The following is a 19217-nucleotide window of genomic DNA, read 5'->3' as shown; positions in this document are numbered from 1 at the left end:
GTGAAACTGAGCACAAAAGGTCGTTATGCCGTGATGGCGATGGTTGATCTGGCTCTTTATGCCAATGAGCGTCCGGTGTCCCTTGCAGAGATTGCGGACAGACAGGAAATTTCGCTTTCTTATCTTGAACAGCTATTCGCAAAACTTAGGCGCGAAAAGCTGGTTATGTCTATACGTGGTCCCGGCGGCGGCTATCGCATGGCTAAGGATGCAAAAGATACTGATATTGCCGAGATTTTCAAAGCGGTTGAAGAACCGATAAGGGCAACGGCCTGTAACCCAATGTCTCCCCATGGGTGCCGCAGCGATAAAAGCAGATGTGTTACGCATGATTTGTGGCAAGGCCTTTCCAATCATATCTATCGTTACCTTCATGGGGTGTCGATAGCCGATGTGATTGAGAGACGGATTGATCCCGGTGCAGATATGTTTATGACATTTGATCCCAATGACGGTGTCGCGGCCCAATAAGAGAACTTAATAAAAGATGCGAGTCTTTTGTGTCAAAGGCATACTGGCAGACCAAAATCCCTAACCAAAACCGTATGGGCTTATTAAAGCTTTGTTTATTTGTTTAAGCCCTGTTTAATTTGTTTAAGAATGTGATGTCTCTTTATGATCAGCCCGATTTATCTGGATTATAATGCAACCGCACCGGTTCGCCCCGAAGCCATTGATGCTGTGACAGCGGCGATGAAGCAAACGGGTAACCCGTCATCTATTCATGCCTATGGTCGATCTGCGCGTCGATTGGTCGAAGACGCCCGTGCGGAAATTGCATCCCTAATGGGCACAAAACCTGCCCGGGTTGTTTTTACGTCCGGTGGTACGGAAGCCAATAACCTGGCATTGCGCGGGGCGGAAAGATCCCGCGTTTTGATTTCTTCCATCGAACACGATTCCGTTTTGCAGGTCCATGAAGGTGCGATCAGAGTTCCCGTGGATCAGCATGGTCGGATTGATTTGAAAGCACTTGAAGAATTATTGGCTGTTGATCCTGGAAACACGTTGGTTTCTGTGATGATGGCGAACAATGAAACGGGTGTTCTGCAACCCGTGCAAGAGATTATATCCCTTGCGCATTCCAAAGGCGCATTGGTTCATTGTGATGCTGTACAGGCGGCGGGAAAGACAGATATTAACTGTGAAGAACTGAATATCGACTTTACAACGATCTCCTCGCACAAGATGGGGGGACCACAAGGCGTTGGAGCCCTTATTCTCGGCAAGGGGCTAGAGATTAAATCTCAGCAACTTGGTGGTGGGCAGGAACGTCGCCGCCGGGGCGGTACGGAAAATGTGCCGGGTATCGCGGGTTTTGGGGTTGCTGCCAAACTATCTCGTGAAGGTTTGGTCGAAATTCAAGAAAAGTCATACCTTCGGGATGAGATGGAACGCAAAATGTTGGCGGCTGCCCCGGCAGCGCGTGTGTTCGGGGCAGAGGTAGATCGCGTGCCAAATACGACGACTATAACCATGCCGGGCGTTCCGTCGGATACCCAGCTCATGGTTCTGGATTTGGAAGGCTATGCTGTTTCGTCCGGTTCCGCTTGTTCTTCGGGCAAGGTTCAGACGTCTCATGTGCTAAAGGCTATGGGGGCAGATGACAAAACGGCTGGTGAAGCGATCCGCATTTCTACGGGGTGGGCCAGCGCTGATACTGATCTGGACCAGTTCGCGGATGCCTGGATTGCGCTTTTCAAACGCAAAGGGGAGCGCCCTGATTAATGGTACCTAGTTAAGAATACTGCTTTGATTAAGCATATAGTATACCGCCGCTTTGTCGTATGATGTTGCAGTCCCAAACCAATAACCAGAAAACAATAGCCAGAAACAAATGCCACAGTTAAAAGCCAACCGATCTGAAAAGCCTATTTATCTTGATTATCAGGCCACAACCCCGACCGATCCACGGGTTGTGAAGGACATGATGCCCTATTTCACCGAGAGCTTTGGCAACCCACATTCTGTCGATCACGCCTATGGCTGGGAAGCCGAAGAGGTCGTTGATAAAGCCAGAGAGCAGATTGCAGATGCGATTGGCGCTGATCCACGGGAAATTGTCTTTACGTCGGGTGCAACGGAATCAAATAATCTGGCTATTAAGGGCGCGGCACGTTTTATTCGGGATAATCCCAAAGGAATACCGCGCGATCAGGTTGTCACGGCAGTAACCGAGCATAAGTGTGTTCTGGAATCTGTGGCCCGGTTGGAACGCGAAGGCTTTGAGGTGGTGAGGTTACCTGTTGATGCTGGCGGTCTGATTGATTTGGAACAGTTGGAAGATACCGTCTCTGAAAAAACAGCTCTTGTTTCGCTGATGGCGGTAAATAACGAGATTGGTGTTATTCAAAATCTCACCCGGATTGGTGAAATCTGCAAAGAGGTTGGCGCGAAGTTCCACAGCGATGCTGCACAGGCGATTGGGAAAATCCCCTTGGATGTGAACCGGATGCAAATTGATCTGATGAGTATCTCCGGTCATAAAATTTATGGTCCCAAAGGTATCGGGGCGCTTTATGTGCGCAGGCGTCCGCGTGTCCGCTTAGACCCCTTGATGGATGGTGGCGGGCAAGAACGTGGCTTTCGTTCAGGAACATTGGCGACACCGCTTTGTGTGGGGTTGGGGGCTGCTGCTCAATATGCGAACGAAGCTTTGTTTACGGAATATGATCGCCTGTCATCATTGAGTATGCGATTTAAGAATGCTCTTGAGACCAAGGTCGATGACTTACGCTTTAATGGTAACGAAGATCAACGTATTCCTGGCAATCTTAATGTAACCTTCAAGGGTATATCAGGGGCCGACCTTATGAAGGCTGCACCCAAGTTGGCCCTGTCAATGGGATCAGCCTGTACATCTGCTGATCTTGATCCGTCCTATGTTCTCAAAGCACTTGGGCATAGTGACGACGAGGCGCTGGCCTCGTTACGCATCGGGTTCGGCCGCTTCACAACAGAAGAAGAAGTTGATGAAGCCGTAGAAGTTTTGGCATCTACGGTAAAGAAAATGCGGTCATCAGCGGAATAAAATTCTGTCTTATCTCGTCTTATTTTGGGCCTTATATCTGTCTAGACCGTTAATTGGTTTCAGGCATCGGGCTTCTGCGTTGTTTTAATTGTGCCAGAAGAATGGGGGCGAAAAGCAAAATGCCAATGCCCATTGTCTCTAACCCAGGTGCAATGAATAGCAAGGAAACCAAGCCGATCCACCAGCGTTGTATTGTGCTGAGAGGGGCAAGAAAGTAGCCAGCAAAGGACATCCCTATCAAACTAATTCCCATCATCGCACCCGCAAGTGTGATCGTAAATGCGGTCCAGGTGAAACCGTCTGCGACAAGCAATAAGGCAGGGGAATAAACAAAAATGAACGGAACCAGTGCTTTTGCAATGCCCAATCTAAAAGCGGTGTTTCCTGTTTGAAAAGGGTTGGACCCGGCTATTCCAGCTGCCGCATAGGCCGCGAGCGCAACGGGCGGCGTAATGTCTGCCAAGACCCCGTAGTAGAAGACAAAGAAGTGGGAAACCAAGGGCTGTATCTGGAGTTGTGCAAGGGCGGGAGCTGCGACTGCAACCAAAATAATATAGGTGGCTGTGGTCGGAATGCCCGCGCCCATAATAATGCAGGATAGCGCGATAAGAATAAGCGTAAAAAACAATGCCCACTGTTCAATGGCAAAATAAGACAAGGGCCATATGTTGCCAACAAGATTACCAAGATCTGTAGCCGTTTGTATAACAACGTAGCCTAAGCGAAAACCAACGCCCGTTAAGGTAACAACGCCGACGATTATGCCGACACAGGCCGCGGCTGCACCAACAGCTAAGGTGTTTTTCGCACCAAGAGAAAGTGCGTTCCACAAGTCTTTCAAGGTAAGCCGATTGACGGGATTTAAAAAACCGACAACAACACAGGCTATAATTCCGTAAACGGCCGCAAAATCAGGGGTTTTACCGCTCAATATAAGATAAACGAGGATCGCGAGAGGTATAATTGATAACCAGTGCTGTTTCAAAACCAAGACAGCTTTGGGTAGTTCATCTTTGGATAAACCTTTAAGGCCAAGCTTTTTGGCTTCGAGGTGAACCATGATAAATATACCGAAGTAATGTAACAGGGCAGGGAAAAGAGCCGCGGCGAGAATGTCGCGGAGTGGTATTTCCAGATATTCAACCATAATAAAGGCTGCGGCGCCAAGGATAGGCGGGGTTATTTGACCGCCGGTTGATGCGGTTGCTTCAACCGCCCCTGCAAAATGTGGAGGATACCCGACCCGTTTCATCGCGGGGATTGTCAATGCACCCGTTGTGACCGTATTGGCGATGGAAGACCCTGAAATTGTCCCCATAAAAGCGGATGAAAAAATCGCGACCTTTGCCGGTCCGCCGGAATAGCGCCCGGCAATGACCATGGCAAGATCGATAAATAGTTGGCCCAATCCGATACGTGTTGCCAGAACACCAAAAAGAATAAAGAGAAAGACATACTGGGCCATGACGCCAATGGCGATACCGTAAATCCCCTGATTGGTTAGATAGAGGTGATTAATTAACCCGGCCCAACTTGTGCCACCGTGTTTTAAAGCACCGGGGGCAAAGGGACCAAATAGAGCAAAGAGTATAAAAATCAGCCCGATAATTGGTAATGTCGGCCCGACCGAGCGTCTTGCTGCTTCTAACGTTAATATTAAGAGCGCAGTCCCCATCAAAACATCGTTTTGCGAAGGATTACCCACTCTCGTTGCAAGCTGTTCAGGCGGAAGGAGTGGGAGGTAGAGGGCGGTGATCACTGCAAGAACAGCAAAAATTAAATCGAGAAATGAAACGCCGTTAAAATAGAAGAAGCCTGTTTGTGGAGTTTTACCGAACTCTTTACGAAATCCAAAAAGCAAAAACACAAGGCTTAGAACAAAAGAGAGATGAATGCCCCGGTGTAGAACTTCGCGAATGAGAGCAAAGCCAGAAGCATAAAAGTGGTAAACAGACATGGAAACCAATAACAGGGTAACCAAATAAGTGATCATACGTCCGGTTGGGCGAAAGGCCATTTCAGGATCGTATTTTTCTTCTATTTCAGCCAGTTGTTCTACTGTTAAATTTTCGCCACCCATGTCGTGTTTTCCTTTGTTATCGGGGTTGGTTCCCGTTTTTATTGAACCAAGGTCCCGAAATCATAGAGTATAATTCCGGGACCTTGGGTTGTTTTTGAACGCTTCCGATTGAGGGAAACGTTTGAACAGAAGTTGGTTTATTTGATAAGGCCAACTTCTTTGTAATAACGCTCTGCACCTGGGTGAACTGGCACACCAATACCTGAAAGCGCGGTTTCAAGCGTAATTGTTTTGCCTTTGGAGTGCCCAACATCCAGCAATTTTCGTGATTTATCGTTCCAAAGAGCTTTGGTAATTTGATAAATCAGTTCTTCGTCTTGGTCAGCAGAAGTATACCACTGAGCCCCGACAGCAACAGTTGGTGTTTCTTCGACGCCTTCATAAGCGCCTGATGGGATTACGCTTTGTGAAAAGAAGCCATATTTTTCGGCCAATGCCTGGGCACCTTTACCATCGATTGGGACAAGCTTGATGTCGTCGGCAGATGCTAATTCCACAAGTGAACCCGTTGGGTAGCCAGCAACAACAAAGAAGGCATCAATTTTGCCGTTTCTGAGTGCTTCTGCGGCAGCATTCCCTTTTAATGCTTCTGCGGTAACGTCATCCAGAGCCAGACCGTTAGCTTCTAGAATAAGTCCTGCATCAACGTAGGTTCCAGAACCCGGCTCATCCAACGAAACGCGCTTGCCCTTTAGATCCGCGACAGAGTTGATGCCGCTTTTATCAAGAGCAACCAGATGGATATGTTCTTCGAACAAGGCTGCGATTGAACGCAACTTTGTTGCTGGATCTTTGCCTTCCATTGTGCCTGTGCCTGTGTAGGCCCAATAGGCAACATCAGACTGGGCGAAACCAGAATTTCTGAGGCCAGAAAGAACGGCATTGATGTTATCAACAGAGCCGCGTGATGATACAGCAGAGGCGATCAAGCCATCTACACCACAGCTACCGCCTTCTTCACAAGGACGAGATCCCGGTGGCTTGGAAATAGCATTGGCAATCACACCGCCAACTGGATAATAGGTATAGGCTGTGCCACCTGTACCAATGGTAAAGAAGTTAATTTCCTGGGCCTGAGCAGAGACTGCCCCCAAGGTCAAAGCGGTCGCAGTCAGTATGCCTGCGGCCATTTTTTTGGCTGTAAATTTCATTCTTGATTTCCTCCTCAAATGGACCACGTATTGTTACCATTAATAATATCGGATTGCCGGATAGTATTAATGGCAGCTTTGATTTTTATGTTGTGGAATTAAACGTTTGGATTGGTTTTGAGTTATAGTTACTTATTATTGCTGTATTAGGGTAGTTTTTGTGTCGCAAATGCACAACAAAAGTTTTTAAATTACCCTGAAAAAAGTAAAAACGGTATACGAGCACTTGTAAAGCGAGCGTTTGGGTCGGGGTTAAAAGCCCTAAAATGTTTGTAATGGACTTTGTGGGTCGTTATTCCGCAAGCAGATGATGAAAAAAACTTCCCAAAATAGCCTCAGGCAGCGTATATAGGCTGGAATATTCGGGTATTGCCGTAACTGCCGCATTTGAATGATGGCAGATCGCGGTTTTGTTAGGAGAATTGGCAGATGCCAAAGATGACTTTTGTCGAAAATGACGGAACAGAAAAAGAAGTGGATGCACCACTTGGGCTTTCCGTTCTCGAAATTGCTCAACGTAATGATATTGATATCGAGGGTGCTTGCGAAGGTTCATTAGCCTGTGCAACCTGTCATGTGGTTCTTGACCCCAGTTGGTATGGAAAGCTGGAAGACGTATCAGAAGACGAAGAAGATATGCTTGATCTTGCTTTCAATTTGACAGAAACATCGCGCTTGGGATGTCAGTTAATCATTACTGAAGAGTTGGATGGCCTTAAGGTTAAACTTCCAGACGCTCTCTAAGTCATGTTTTATACGGCGGTTTGGTTCTCAAACCGCTTTTTTCTTATTTAAAATTTCGCGATTGAAATAACCAAATCATGTCTTTCTACGAAGATCTCAAAGCTCAATGCCCAGATGACTGGTCGTCTTATGTTTATCACCCCTTTGTTCAGGGGATGGGCGAAGGGACATTGCCGGAAGAGGCTTTTAAGCATTATCTCATTCAGGATTATCTGTTCTTGATTAACTTTGGCCGCGCCTATGCACTGGCCGTTTTCAAAAGCGATAATCTGGACGATATGCGTCAAGCCGCGGCAACGATGAATGCGTTGTTGAACGACGAAATGCAGTTACACATCAGTTATTGTGCTGAATGGGGCATTGAAAAAGAAGTTCTGGAAGCCGTTAAGGAAGCATCTGCAAACCTTGCTTATACCCGCTATGTGATGGAGCGCGGCCTGTCCGGTGATATTCTAGACCTTCTGGTGGCGTTAGCCCCATGTGTGATGGGCTATGCCGAAATCGGGTCGCGTCTGGCTGATGATCACGTCTCAGATATGGAAAATAACCCTTATCGACCGTGGATTGAAATGTATGCTTCCAGCGAGTATCAGCAAGCGGCTGCTGGTGCTTATGGACAGCTGGAACGGGTTGCGATGTCTCGACTGGGTGAAGATTATCAGAATTCAGGACGCTGGAAGGATCTGTGTAATACCTTTTCTACGGCAACCAGACTGGAAGCCGGGTTTTGGGAAATGGGTATGACAGGGGCTATGTAAAATAAGCCGATGTTAAGGTCGGCTGAGATAAGATAGGCTGGGGTAAGATAGATTAATTGATTTTCTTGTGAGTTTTAAAGGCAGCGGCATGTTTCCGCTGCCTTTTTGTTCTCGATGACCTGCTTATTTCACAAAGCGTTCGACAACTTTTTTCACGGTTAATCCCTGAATGATAATAGAAAAAATAACAACGCCATAGGTAATGGCGAGCAAGCTTTCTTTTTCTGGGATGTTAGGCAGGGAAAGAACCAACGCAACCGAAATACCACCACGAAGACCACCCCAGGTTAGGACGACAACGGCCCCAGGGGTGTATTTCGCTTTTAGGCTTAATAGGCTGATGGGAAGCCCCACAGCAATAAAACGCGCGATAAGAACAACAGGGATCATGACCAAGGTTGCGATCAAATTTGTTGCTGTTTCGGTAATAGCGAGGATCTCAAAGCCGATAATCAGGAATAGTGCCGCGTTCATGATCTCATCCAGCAGTGTCCAGAATTTGTTGACGTGATCCCGGGTGCTTTCTGACATGGCAAAGCGCATGCCCCTGTTCCCAATAAGAAGTCCGGCAATCACAACGGCTATCGGGCCTGAGAAATGCAGGGCATAAGCTAGGCTATAGCTCATCATGACCAATGCGAGTGTGATCAAGACTTCGATGGTGTATTCATCAATACTTTTTAGGGCAAGGTAGGCAATATATCCGGTTGCCAACCCCAGTACAGCACCCCCGCCAGCTTCCAACAAAAAGAGACGTGTGATTTCGTAAGCACCAATGGCATCATCTGATGGGGCTTGGGTGGCAATAGCAACCAGAATGGTAAAAACAACAACCCCGACACCGTCATTGAACAGGCTTTCCCCGGCAATCTTCGCTTTGAGAGAACGGGGAACTTTAACTGTTTTGAGAATACCAAGAACGGCAACAGGATCGGTCGGGGCGATAAGACTGCCAAAAATCAGACAATAAATCAGCGGGATTTCCAGATTGATTAGGCCGGTCAGATAAAACATGGAGAAACCAATCAGAAACGTGGATATCAGCACCCCAAAGGTCGCCATAAGGGTAATGGCATACTTACGATGTAACAGGTCTTCGATATCGACGTGGAGCGCCCCGGCAAAGAGGAGGAAGGATAACATGCCTTTCATCAGGGTTTCATGGAAATCGATTTGAGCAAGGGAGAGCCTGACAGCGTTTTGAATTCCCAACTCTGGCAGGACAATGTCAATCAGCATCACAATAATTGAGGCAAACAAAGCTATGATGACCAGACCGATAGAAATTGGCATCCGAAGCCAGCGGTGATTGATGTATCCGAAGCAGGCAGCAAGTGTAATGGTTATTGCCGCAATATTAAAAAGAGAAAGAGTTGGCATAAACAAATCGCTAAAATAAAAATTATTGGATGAGGCAGTTTATAAGGCAGGGGTAAAAGTTCAATAAGGGAATGATTTTTAGTGTGATGCAGGGGCATCAAGGAGGGGCATTTATAAACTGCGGTATTAAAATGTACCGTCAGGTTTCTGTAAGGGAGGACCTTTATATCAGGCACATTATATCAGAGACATTGGAAATTTTAAGCATGTTTCATAAGTTCTTAAGAGTAAATGATTCATAAAACCCCAGAGGCAAATGAATTAAAGACGATTGATACAGCTCAGTGCTTTAAAAGCTCTGGTCGCGCAGTGTCATTTGAGACGAAGAGAAATTGATGTGTTGATATTTGGTGTCCCCGTGCAGAACTTGAATTTAGATCTTTTTACAATGATTAATGCGACATCCAATACAGCTTTGTGGCTGATTGACTGGGGGCGTTTTTTATCGTGGTGGCCACAGCTTATTGCTGTATCCGGACTGTTGATTCTTATCCTGCGAAAAAAAGGCGATCTTGCCGGTGGAATTTTGCCCGTTCTGGCGACGATCGGGATGGCGACTATGCTCAACCATTTAGTCGCATGGATTTACCCATTGGTGACACCCAGTGATATAAGTATTGGGTTTTCCTGGATGCATGGGGCTTCTTTAGGGCAGTGGATGGGGCCTTATCCCATCTTTTTATCAACACTAACATTCGCATGTATCGTCTGGTTCAGGATCTATCTGTTCAGCATCAGCATATTCGTTCTTGGTATGGCAAACGCTTGGAGCGTCATTTTTGTTGGAAACTTTTTTCCGTCGCAAATTCTTTTGGGAATGTTTATCGGTGTTTTTAGTACTCTTGTGATTTTTCTGTTCGTTCGGGGGCAAAGGAAAATGCGGTATTATATCTTCTCGAGCCAAGGGAAGCTAAGCGGCTTATCCTAAGGCGTTGTCCGTGATTACTATTATCTACAACAGATTGAAAGGATGAGAATATGCAAAGACTGTTACCGCCTTTTTTCTTTTTAGTCTGTGTGGTGATGATGGCGTTATTGAGTACTTATTACCCGATCCTCAGGTTTCTAGAGTACCCTTGGACCCTGATAGGGATTTTAGATCTTATTGGTGGTTTGAGTATCACGTTGATCGCAGGTGTGCAGTTCATGCGCGCAAAGACCAACTTAAAAACGTTTAACAGGCCGGATCAGTTTATTACAACGGGGCTTTTTAGAGTTAGCCGTAATCCGATGTATCTGGGGCTTGCAATTTCTACTTTTGGTGTCGCGCTGTATCTGGGGGCTCTGTCACCCTTTTTGATTTGCGCTTTGTTTATTACCGTGGTGGATCGGTGGTATATTTCCTATGAAGAAAAGATGATGGCCGAGACTTTTGCGCAAGCCTATATGGACTATAAAGCCAAGGTGCGCCGTTGGGTCTAAGGCATGGTTGTTTCATCTAAGCAGCCCTAGGTTTCCGGTGAATTTATTGACCAGTTTTTGTGTGCCGTATAACGCGATACCACAATAGTGCAGATGCTCTACAGGTGTGGTCAGCATTTGTTCTGAATATTGCGTATAAGTCCGGGTGGTTCGTGTTGCTGTGATCAAATCGATGACTGTCAGGTCAGGCTCGTACGGGCGAACCTTTTCCCGGAGTTCATGCAACAAGGGGTCGGTACCTTTCAACACAGGGACGGGCAAGATTGTAATCCCCTGACGTAAGTTACCGTCATTATCCCTGATGTTCTGACCAATTAGTTCCGGGTGTTGTTTTCCAATAGAAAGAGAGAGCACAGAGGCCGTATTGGCGATGAAACCAATGGGCATTGTTTGATCAACGACAATGACACATTTATGCGTAGCAGGAAGATCGGGGGATGTATTTGAATCAGGAACAATCGCCGTGTTTATTTCATCAGTTTTTTTTGTCGATAAGCCATTATTGAACATGGCATCATTCCCGGTTCTGTTATCCATTTTTGTTTTTCCTGCGTTGGCTGAAATTGAGAGGACTTGGGAACTATAGCTTTGTCAGGTTATTGTGATAATATGATCTAATTGAATTTTACTGTTTGAAATATTGGCCTAATGATTGATGAGCTAAGAGCAATGACCGTCTTTGCAAAGACGGTTGAAACCGGATCATTTAGGGCCGCGTCGCGCGCACTGGGGCTGTCACCGTCTGTTGTTAGCCACCATGTTTCCCAACTAGAGGAAAAGCTGGGCGTGGCCTTGCTATATCGATCCACCCGCCGCTTGTCCCTAACCAGTGATGGAGAGAAACTTTTTGGTTATGCAAAGGAAATGTTGTCACTGGCTGAAAGTGGCTTTGACGCCATTGCGACAAAAGCGACAGAACCCACAGGGAGGCTAAGTATTACCTTGCCTGCCGGGCTAATTCAGGGGCCAGTGGTTGACGATTTGGCCTGTTTTGCACAAGAGCATCCCAAGATTAAGTTGTTGATTAATTTCAGCGACCATCAACAAGATATTATTCGTGATGGAATTGATGTTGCGATCCGCGTTGGGACCGTTCGCGATAGTACTTTAAAATCCAAGAAGCTGTCAGACATGGAACGTAAGCTTGTCGCTTCACCTGCTTATTTGAAAAACCGTCCAAAGCCGTTGAAAATTCAAGATCTGTCGGGTTGGGACTTTATCGGTCTTAGGATGCGACCAAATGATAAATTGTTGATAAACAAGTTGGGGGAATGTGTGCGGTTGACTTATGAACCACAGATTGTCCTGGATAATATTCATGCGGTTGTACAAATGGCACGTGCTGGTTTGGGGGTGATTACACCACCGGATTTCCTGGTGGCAGAGGATATCAGGCAGGGTAAAATGATCGAACTTTTCCCGGAATGGAAGGCCGAAAGCTTACCTGTTTATGCCATATGGCCCCCCAATGCACCGCGTGAAGGACTGACCTATCGATTAATTCGTTATCTTGAAAAATGTGTGAAGAAACGTCAATCCACACTATAGACAGGGAGAATGTTTATTTCGGTGTCTATCTGGCTGGCGAAAAGTAAAAAAAAAGACTACGATAAAAATCATCACTTTTTGTTTATGTTGGGGTCTTTGAAGTTGATGTCGGGGTTTCTCTGTGGGGAGAGTTAGGTGGCGTCACTTTTACCAGTTCTTAAAATTATCCAGTTACTGCTGTTTCTTGTTGGTTTCGTTTTCTTTTCGACGCAAGCGTCTAGTAAGGACGTAACGATAGCTATGGGGAACTTCGAACCCTATTATGTTGCCGAGAATCATACCGGTATTTTTACTGAGATTATAGCAGCTGTTTTTCAAGAAATTCCTGATCATGACCCCGTTTTTATCTTTGGGCGTCCGAATAATCGATTATGGCAAGAATTCACTCGTAGAAAAGTTGATGCAGTCTCTAATCTTTTTGACAGTGTCGAGGTCGATGCATGTCGATCTGATCCGGCTTTCAGATTTCGGGATGTGGCCATAACGCGTGCGGAAACAAACATAACCCTGGAAAAAATCGAAGATCTAGAAGGGTTAAATATTATTGCTTTTCAGGGGGCCAAGGACTTTTTTGGACCAAGCTTCGCTTCTGTTGTGGAGAATGGCATGTTCTCGGTTGCTTCTGAACCGGGGGTCCAGGCGCAAGCTCTTTGGGATGGGCGTGTTGATGTCAGTGTTGGGGACCTGTTTATTTTCTTGAATAGTTTAAAGAACCTTTCTGGAAATAATGTTCCGGCAAGCTTGTTTAAAATTCATGATATCCTTCCCGTTGCTTATACTCGCATGGGTTTTTGGGACGCCGAGGTCTGCACTAAATTTAATAAGGCGTTGCAAAAGATAAAAGATAATGGCGAATACGAAAAAATTTATGACCGCTATTTACGTATTTATGGCGTGACGTCCAGTCCAAGTGGTTGATTGATACGTAACCAAGCTATAGGGGGGAAATCATGAGGTCATTAAAGAAAGGTCAAACCAGTACCCTAAAAATCCAGCTTGATATCATGGGGTAGGGACGTCTTATTGGCAGTGCCTTGAGTATTGGACCGAATGCTTTGAGCGAAGTTTTCCCGTTCTATCGTGACGGTACAGATAGGTTGGCTGCTTAAAAGGGCCTTGCAAAAATGCATAAGGGCTTCTGAAATTTTTGCAACAGAGCCTAGAATAGTGATATTACCTCACTGCAATATTTACTTAATCCATTTTCCATTTCACCACCCTTTTTCGAGGTCAAAGACATGTCGCACTCTTCTTACTATTCCCCTCAGGGCGGTCTGGCCCCGCAGACCCAGATTTTGACTGACCGTGCCATGTTTACAGAGGCCTATGCCGTGATCCCCAAGGGGACCATGAGCGATATCGTCACCAGCTTCCTGCCCCATTGGGAGAAGACCCGGCTCTGGGTGCTTTCGCGGCCGCTGTCCGGTTTTGCTGAAACCTTTTGCCAATACATTATGGAGGTCCAGCCCGGTGGCGGTAGTACCAAACCCGAGCCTAATGCCCAGGCGCAAGGGGTGATTTTTGTGGTCGAAGGCGGCTTAAGCCTGACCATCGAAGGAACAACTCACGACCTGACCGAGGGCGGTTATGCTTACCTGCCGGCGGGCTGTAACTGGAGCTTGGTCAACAATACAAATACCCAGGTGAAGTTTCACTGGGTACGCAAGGCCTATGAAGCCGTTGAAGGGCTAGACAAGCCCGACGCCTTCGTTACCAATGAAAAAGATATCGCCCCCACCGCCATGCCTGATACCGACGGCAAATGGGCGACGACCCGCTTTGTCGAACCAGACGATCTGCGCCACGACATGCACGTCAATATAGTTACCTTCCAGCCCGGCGGCGTGATCCCCTTTGCGGAAACCCATGTCATGGAACACGGCCTCTATGTGCTCGAAGGCAAAGCGGTCTATCGCCTTAATCAGGACTGGGTCGAGGTCGAAGCCGGCGATTATATGTGGCTGCGCGCCTTCTGCCCGCAAGCCTGCTACGCCGGCGGGCCTGGTCCCTTTCGCTATTTGCTCTATAAAGACGTTAACCGTCACATGAAACTGGGCTAGGGGCATTGCCCGTTCATCAAAAAGTAAGAAACGATGACGTTAAATTTAAGCCCCATACATAACAAAATTTTTTGCAGATCAATCCTGTATTCTTCATGAATAATGTTCATGTTGTCTCTTGTCGGATATGAAAATTTTTATTACATAAATATAACGATCGGTATGTCATGGAGGGCTGGCATATTCGAGGAAAGATCTAATCTTTTGGAGTAATGACACCTTGGTGCAGAAGTTAAGCAAACGGGAAGAAACTCATAAACGTATGTTGGCTGCCGCGGGGCGAAGCTTCCGGCACAATGGCTATGCGGGTATTGGCGTTGATGGTATTGCCAAGGAAGCTGGCGTTACTTCGGGGGCATTCTACGCACACTTTGGATCGAAAGATGGTGCTTTTACGGCTGCCGTGTTGGACGGGTTGGACGAAGTTATAGCGGGTATTCCTGCCTTCCAGCAGAAAAATGGTGCGAATTGGGTCCAAGCTTTTGCACAGTACTATCTTGGGGAAGATAACCGGGATAATCGCGCCTGTGGATGTGCCATGTCGAGCCTGACATCCGAAGTGGTTCGTTCTGATCAGGAGCTTCGGGTTCTATTTGAAAGCAAGATGCGTAAAATAACGGCGCTTGTTGCCAAAGGACTTGCGGACGGTACAGAAGAAGAAAGAGTTGCGCGAGCTTGGTCCATGTTGAGTGTTTTAATTGGTGGGGTTAATCTTGCACGTGCCATGCATAGCCCCGAGCTAAAAGAGATGATCTCTCAAAACATTATTGCCTGCGCTGTGCAGATCGCCGGAAAAACGGTGTCCTAGATCAGTGTTTTATTTTACCCATACAAAAAAACTTGGGTGATTTCTCTACCTAGATTGGCTTTCCTGTTTGAATCAGGATGAAATATTCATATCAAGCGCCTTTGGATCAAGCACCTGTGGAAATTTCGGCAAGCCAGTTCCGAACGAGATGAATGTGTTTTGTCTGTGGCAGATTTCGGGGATAAATTAGTCCATACTCGCTACCGTCTTCTCGGAAACCCAAGGGGGCGACCAACCGTCCTTTTTCAAGATCGTCTATGGCTAGAACATAAGGGCAAAGTGCAACGCCTAGACCATTGGCCGCGGCTTCTATCATCAAAAAATGATGGTCCAGTGGCCGGATCTCTCTTGGTTTGGGGGTGCTTTTTTGCTGTGAATACCATTCTTTCCAAGCATCAGGACGGGTTTTGGATGACAGGCCGATGTAATTATGGTTGTCAAAATGGACCCGCATCCCGGGTTGCATTACTGGACCAATTTTTTCTTGCATAAGCACTTCGACTTTCCAATCCGGACTTATCGGGAAATCCAGCCGTCGAATTGCGAGTGTTATACTGTCACGTTTAAAATCCAGTGTGCCGCCCCCCACAGACAAATGCAGCTCAACATCCGGGTGGCGGTCTTGAAAGTGGCTTAGTCTTGGGATCAACCAGCGCATGGCGACGGAACGTTCACAGGACAGAACAATGGGGCTATTACTCGTATCCTGTTTGATTGTTGCGACAGCTTCTGACAATTCATCCAGAGCATTACGCGCTGCTTTGCTAAGAATTTCGCCATCACGTGTTATCCGAATGCCGCGTCCATCGGGTTCAGATAGGGAGATCCCAATTTCCTGCGACAGTTTGGTTATGCGTCTGCTGACGGCACCATGGGTGAGCGCCAGTTCTTCTGATGCTGCTTTTACGGAACCCAGTCGAGCCACAGCCTCAAAGGCACGGATATCATCTAGAGAAGGAATTTCTGATCTTTTCATTTGTGATTATATATCACGAATAATAGTGAATTAATATAGATATTCATGTTTTATATGTTTGTTATTATCACGATATGAAAAAAATAAATCCTAAATGCTCACCCATCCTTATTGTTGCGGATGATCTTACCTCCGCTGCCGATGGTGCAGCTCCTTTTTTGCAAAGGGGGCTTAATGCCACCGTTCACAGATGGGGCCAAGACGCGTTCTTAAAAGCATCCAAAGGTGTTATTGCGATCGATTGTAATAGTCGATCTATGAATGAAACTGCCGCCGCCTTGGTCGTTGGTCAGGCAATAAAAGAAGCATCTGATTCTGCTATATTGTTAAAGACAATAGACTCAACTTTGCGAGGAAATATTAAAGCAGAACTGAAAGCTGCTTTCGAGAGTGCTGGTCGCAAAAAAATTGTTATTGCACCTGCATTCCCCGAAGCGGGCAGGACCACGCAAAACGGGGTCCAGTTCATTAATGGTACGCCTGTGTTCGAAACTTCTTATGCTAACGATCCGGTTCATCCTGTACGGACATCTCAAGTCTCTGATCTGATCCCGGATAAAATTGAAGATGTAAAAATTCTGGATGCAGAAACGCAGAATGAATTGAATGAGCAGGTTGCGGCTTTTGAAAATCCTGAAGATATTTTGTGGGTCGGATCTCCCGGGATAGCGATTGCATTAGCGGCTGCATTGTTCGCCAAGCAGGTCACAAATTCCACCATACCCTATGCAGGAAATTCTCTGGTTGTTGTTGGCAGTGCAAATCCGATTAGTCAGCAGCAAGCTAAATATGTGCAAAATAAAACCGACATAACTTGTCTATCTGTCCCAGAAGAAAGGTCGAAAGGTTCCGCAGAGGTCTTGCACGAATTAACTCTGCAGGCTGCTAGGTTAATTCAAAGTGGAAGATATGATGCATTGATTGCGACAGGGGGTGATACGATGGATGCGCTTTTGAAAGAGCTCGATATTGGTGATTTTTCTCTTGTCGGCGAATTTGAGCCCGGTTTTCCATTGGGGATAGCCCGGCTTGCCAGTGGTAAGAATATTGTTCTGGCGATGAAGGCTGGGGGTTTTGGCGAAGGTGAAACATTGCTTAGGGCCACAAAACAACTCACTAAACAACTTCGTGTGCCGAATGTACAACTATCGAAAGTAATCTGATGGGTATTGCAGAAAAACCCTTGGCCATTACGATGGGTGATCCATCAGGTATTGGTCCTGAAATCATCGTTGAAGCCCTTTATAAACAAACTGATGATGTGAAACCCATCGTGTTCGGGTGTCCAAAGGTGATGGAACGTGCGGTGACGCTGTTAAAGCGTAATATGGTCGTGCGGGTTTTGGATCAGATCGACGATGCTAAATTTCTTCATGGCGTTCTCGAAGTGATGCCAACAAATCAATTCGCATTATTACCATCTTTTGGAAGCGTCAGCGCTGAATGTGGTCAAGCTGCTTATACTGCGATTGTCCAAAGCATCAAGTATGCTCTTGCTGGAAGGGTCCGTGGTATTGTGACGGCACCTATTCACAAAGAAGCTCTTTCGGTTGCGGGCATTGGGTACCCGGGGCACACAGAAATATTGGCTGATCTGGGTGGGACTGAGCACGTTGCTATGTTACTGGCGAATGATGAAATTCGCACCGTTTTGGTCTCGGTTCATTGTGCTCTTTCTGAGGCGATTAAACATGCAGATTATAATGCGCAGATGGCTGCTATTCGTTTGGCCCACGAAGGAGCAAGAGCACTTGGGATCTCTCAACCAAGGGTCGCCGTTGCGGGATTAAATCCGCATGCTGGGGAAGGGGGCTTATTCGGTCGCGAAGAAATAGAAATTATCTCTCCTGCGATTAAAACTGCCCGGCAAGAAGGGATCGATGCATCAGGTCCATGGCCCGGTGATACGGTATTTATGCAAGCACGCAAGGGACAGTTCGATATTGTCGTGGCCCAATATCATGATCAGGGATTAATACCTGTGAAATATATGGGGCTAGAAAAAGGTGTTAATATAACCCTTGGATTACCTTTTGTTCGAACAAGCCCAGACCATGGAACCGCCTTTGATATTGCGGGTCAGGGTATTGCTGATTCAGCAAGTTTTGAAACTGCAATCGGTTATGCAAATCAATTGGTTAAATTTAAAATGAAGGATGTCACGTAATGGGGGTACGATTTATTTTTATGCTCACACGTAACGATAAAACTGTTGATGATGCAGAGAAGCATTTGGAAACGGCCCTTGCCGCAGGTGTTCACCATATTGGTTTCAAAGATGTCGGGCTCCCTTTTTCACGGTTAAAGACGTTAAATCAGTCAATCAAAGAAGGGGGCGCGACGAGCTATCTCGAAGTTGTGTCTTTGGATAAGGAGAGCGAAGTTACTTCTGCCAGAGCCGCGGTGGAGATCGGTGTTGATATCTTGCTTGGTGGCACCAATGTCGAGGCCGTCTTACCTATTATCAAAGGATCTGGTATTCAGTATTATCCTTTTCCGGGTAAGATTGTGGGACATCCGAGCATCCTTGAAGGATCTATTGATGAAATTGCTGCCAGTGCAGAGGATCTGGCTTCGCGCGACGGTGTCGATGGATTAGATCTTTTGGCCTATCGGTCACAGGAAAATGTTGGGAAGCTGATGGCTGCGGTCTGTGCGGCTACGAATAAACCTGTAATCATGGCAGGATCTATTGATACCAAAACACGTATCGCTGATGTCAAAAACTCGGGGGCTGGCGGCTTTACAATTGGGACGGCTGCTCTGGACGGTATATACCCCGCACAGGGGAATGATCTGGATACACAGCTTCGTTCGATTTTAAAAGACGTTGCGGATGTGAACGATCATGTTTCCAGAATTTCCACAAAAAATCTTGATGATTCCTTTGGTAAATTTACTGATACCTGGAGCCCGCATGTTGCGGGGCAAGTTAATAACATGATGGTGAAACTGGCGAAGTTCGAAGGCGAATTTGTCTGGCACCATCATGCTGTTGAAGATGAGCTGTTTTTGGTCCACAAAGGCTGTTTGATGATGAAATTCCGCGATCGGGATGAAATGGTCAACGAAGGTGAATTTATTATCGTGCCTCACGGTGTTGAACACTGTCCGGTTGCCATATCTGATACCTGTGAAGTTTTGCTTTTGGAACCTGCGACGACAGTGAACACTGGTAATGCGCAGGATGAGCGACGGGTTACGGATTTGGCTCAAGTATAAAGCTGAAGTATAGAGATGAAATATTCTGATTTATGTT

19 protein-coding genes are annotated in these 19217 nt (G+C 46.5%); 14 read left to right on the top strand and 5 right to left on the bottom strand.

Features of this window, described 5'->3' with window-relative positions; translation table 11 throughout:
* From ACN0W5_RS08285 to ACN0W5_RS08275, 3 genes are all read left to right on the top strand, one after another.
* Positions 1-471, top strand: coding sequence for an Rrf2 family transcriptional regulator (locus ACN0W5_RS08285; protein ID WP_417453682.1), 471 nt, complete (start codon positions 1-3; stop codon positions 469-471).
* A 144-nt stretch (positions 472-615) separates the two neighbouring features.
* On the top strand, positions 616-1728 hold the full coding sequence (locus ACN0W5_RS08280) for a cysteine desulfurase family protein (protein WP_417453681.1): 1113 nt from the start codon (positions 616-618) through the stop codon (positions 1726-1728).
* A gap of 109 nt (positions 1729-1837) precedes the next feature.
* The gene (locus tag ACN0W5_RS08275) at positions 1838-3031 is read left to right on the top strand and encodes an aminotransferase class V-fold PLP-dependent enzyme (RefSeq protein ID WP_417453680.1); all 1194 of its coding nucleotides are present in this window, start codon (positions 1838-1840) and stop codon (positions 3029-3031) included.
* A gap of 49 nt (positions 3032-3080) precedes the next feature.
* Here the strand turns inward: ACN0W5_RS08275 and ACN0W5_RS08270 are convergent, their stop codons facing one another.
* Entirely contained in the window at positions 3081-5111 is a 2031-nt protein-coding gene (locus ACN0W5_RS08270) for a TRAP transporter permease (RefSeq protein ID WP_417453679.1), read from the bottom strand.
* A gap of 137 nt (positions 5112-5248) precedes the next feature.
* Complete coding sequence (locus tag ACN0W5_RS08265) at positions 5249-6262, bottom strand: TAXI family TRAP transporter solute-binding subunit (RefSeq protein ID WP_417453678.1); 1014 nt, start codon at positions 6260-6262, stop codon at positions 5249-5251.
* A 429-nt stretch (positions 6263-6691) separates the two neighbouring features.
* On the opposite strand from ACN0W5_RS08265, the gene ACN0W5_RS08260 reads away from it, so the two are divergent.
* Both ACN0W5_RS08260 and tenA read left to right on the top strand, forming a co-directional pair.
* Entirely contained in the window at positions 6692-7006 is a 315-nt protein-coding gene (locus ACN0W5_RS08260) for a ferredoxin family 2Fe-2S iron-sulfur cluster binding protein (RefSeq protein ID WP_417453677.1), read from the top strand.
* Positions 7007-7083: 77 nt separating this feature from the next.
* Positions 7084-7764: a thiaminase II gene (gene tenA / locus ACN0W5_RS08255; RefSeq protein ID WP_417453676.1), complete on the top strand. Its 681-nt coding sequence runs from the start codon at positions 7084-7086 to the stop codon at positions 7762-7764.
* A gap of 123 nt (positions 7765-7887) precedes the next feature.
* Here tenA and ACN0W5_RS08250 read toward each other — a convergent pair whose 3' ends face one another.
* Entirely contained in the window at positions 7888-9144 is a 1257-nt protein-coding gene (locus ACN0W5_RS08250; RefSeq protein ID WP_417453675.1) for a cation:proton antiporter, read from the bottom strand.
* A gap of 337 nt (positions 9145-9481) precedes the next feature.
* Between ACN0W5_RS08250 and ACN0W5_RS08245 the strand changes: the two genes are divergently transcribed.
* Entirely contained in the window at positions 9482-10072 is a 591-nt protein-coding gene (locus ACN0W5_RS08245) for a hypothetical protein (RefSeq protein WP_417453674.1), read from the top strand.
* A gap of 50 nt (positions 10073-10122) precedes the next feature.
* Positions 10123-10566, top strand: a complete 444-nt coding sequence (locus tag ACN0W5_RS08240) for a methyltransferase family protein (protein ID WP_417453673.1) — start codon at positions 10123-10125, stop codon at positions 10564-10566.
* A gap of 12 nt (positions 10567-10578) precedes the next feature.
* On the opposite strand, the gene ACN0W5_RS08235 is transcribed toward ACN0W5_RS08240, so the two are convergent.
* Positions 10579-11103, bottom strand: a complete 525-nt coding sequence (locus ACN0W5_RS08235; protein WP_417453672.1) for a DUF2000 domain-containing protein — start codon at positions 11101-11103, stop codon at positions 10579-10581.
* A 111-nt stretch (positions 11104-11214) separates the two neighbouring features.
* Here ACN0W5_RS08235 and ACN0W5_RS08230 point away from each other — a divergent pair, with 111 nt between their 5' ends.
* From ACN0W5_RS08230 to ACN0W5_RS08215, 4 genes are all read left to right on the top strand, one after another.
* The gene (locus ACN0W5_RS08230; RefSeq protein WP_417453671.1) at positions 11215-12114 is read left to right on the top strand and encodes a LysR family transcriptional regulator; all 900 of its coding nucleotides are present in this window, start codon (positions 11215-11217) and stop codon (positions 12112-12114) included.
* Positions 12115-12249: 135 nt separating this feature from the next.
* The gene (locus ACN0W5_RS08225) at positions 12250-13032 is read left to right on the top strand and encodes a substrate-binding periplasmic protein (RefSeq protein ID WP_417453670.1); all 783 of its coding nucleotides are present in this window, start codon (positions 12250-12252) and stop codon (positions 13030-13032) included.
* A gap of 320 nt (positions 13033-13352) precedes the next feature.
* A complete protein-coding gene (locus tag ACN0W5_RS08220; protein WP_417453669.1) occupies positions 13353-14174 on the top strand; it encodes a bifunctional allantoicase/(S)-ureidoglycine aminohydrolase in 822 nt (273 codons plus the stop codon).
* 223 nt (positions 14175-14397) lie between these two features.
* Positions 14398-14982, top strand: coding sequence for a TetR/AcrR family transcriptional regulator (locus tag ACN0W5_RS08215; RefSeq protein WP_417453668.1), 585 nt, complete (start codon positions 14398-14400; stop codon positions 14980-14982).
* Between the two features lie 106 nt (positions 14983-15088).
* Here ACN0W5_RS08215 and ACN0W5_RS08210 read toward each other — a convergent pair whose 3' ends face one another.
* Positions 15089-15958: a LysR family transcriptional regulator gene (locus ACN0W5_RS08210; RefSeq protein WP_417453667.1), complete on the bottom strand. Its 870-nt coding sequence runs from the start codon at positions 15956-15958 to the stop codon at positions 15089-15091.
* Between the two features lie 74 nt (positions 15959-16032).
* On the opposite strand from ACN0W5_RS08210, the gene ACN0W5_RS08205 reads away from it, so the two are divergent.
* The 3 genes from ACN0W5_RS08205 to ACN0W5_RS08195 are packed head-to-tail and all read left to right on the top strand — an operon-like array spanning position 16033 to position 19180.
* Positions 16033-17121, top strand: coding sequence for a four-carbon acid sugar kinase family protein (locus tag ACN0W5_RS08205; protein ID WP_417453666.1), 1089 nt, complete (start codon positions 16033-16035; stop codon positions 17119-17121).
* Positions 17121-18125 carry a 4-hydroxythreonine-4-phosphate dehydrogenase PdxA gene (gene pdxA, locus ACN0W5_RS08200; protein WP_417453665.1) on the top strand — a complete coding sequence of 335 codons (1005 nt, stop codon included), beginning with the start codon at positions 17121-17123 and terminating at the stop codon, positions 18123-18125. The genes ACN0W5_RS08205 and pdxA overlap by 1 nt, the downstream gene beginning before the upstream one ends.
* 20 nt (positions 18126-18145) lie before the next feature.
* Positions 18146-19180: a cupin domain-containing protein gene (locus ACN0W5_RS08195; RefSeq protein ID WP_417453664.1), complete on the top strand. Its 1035-nt coding sequence runs from the start codon at positions 18146-18148 to the stop codon at positions 19178-19180.
* The last annotated feature ends 37 nt before the right edge of the window (positions 19181-19217 follow it).

It is taken from the genome of Kiloniella sp., from assembly GCF_048270245.1.
GTDB lineage: Bacteria > Pseudomonadota > Alphaproteobacteria > Kiloniellales > Kiloniellaceae > Kiloniella.
Note: the sequence above shows the minus strand (reverse complement) of the source record. Positions and strands in the feature narration are given on the sequence as shown.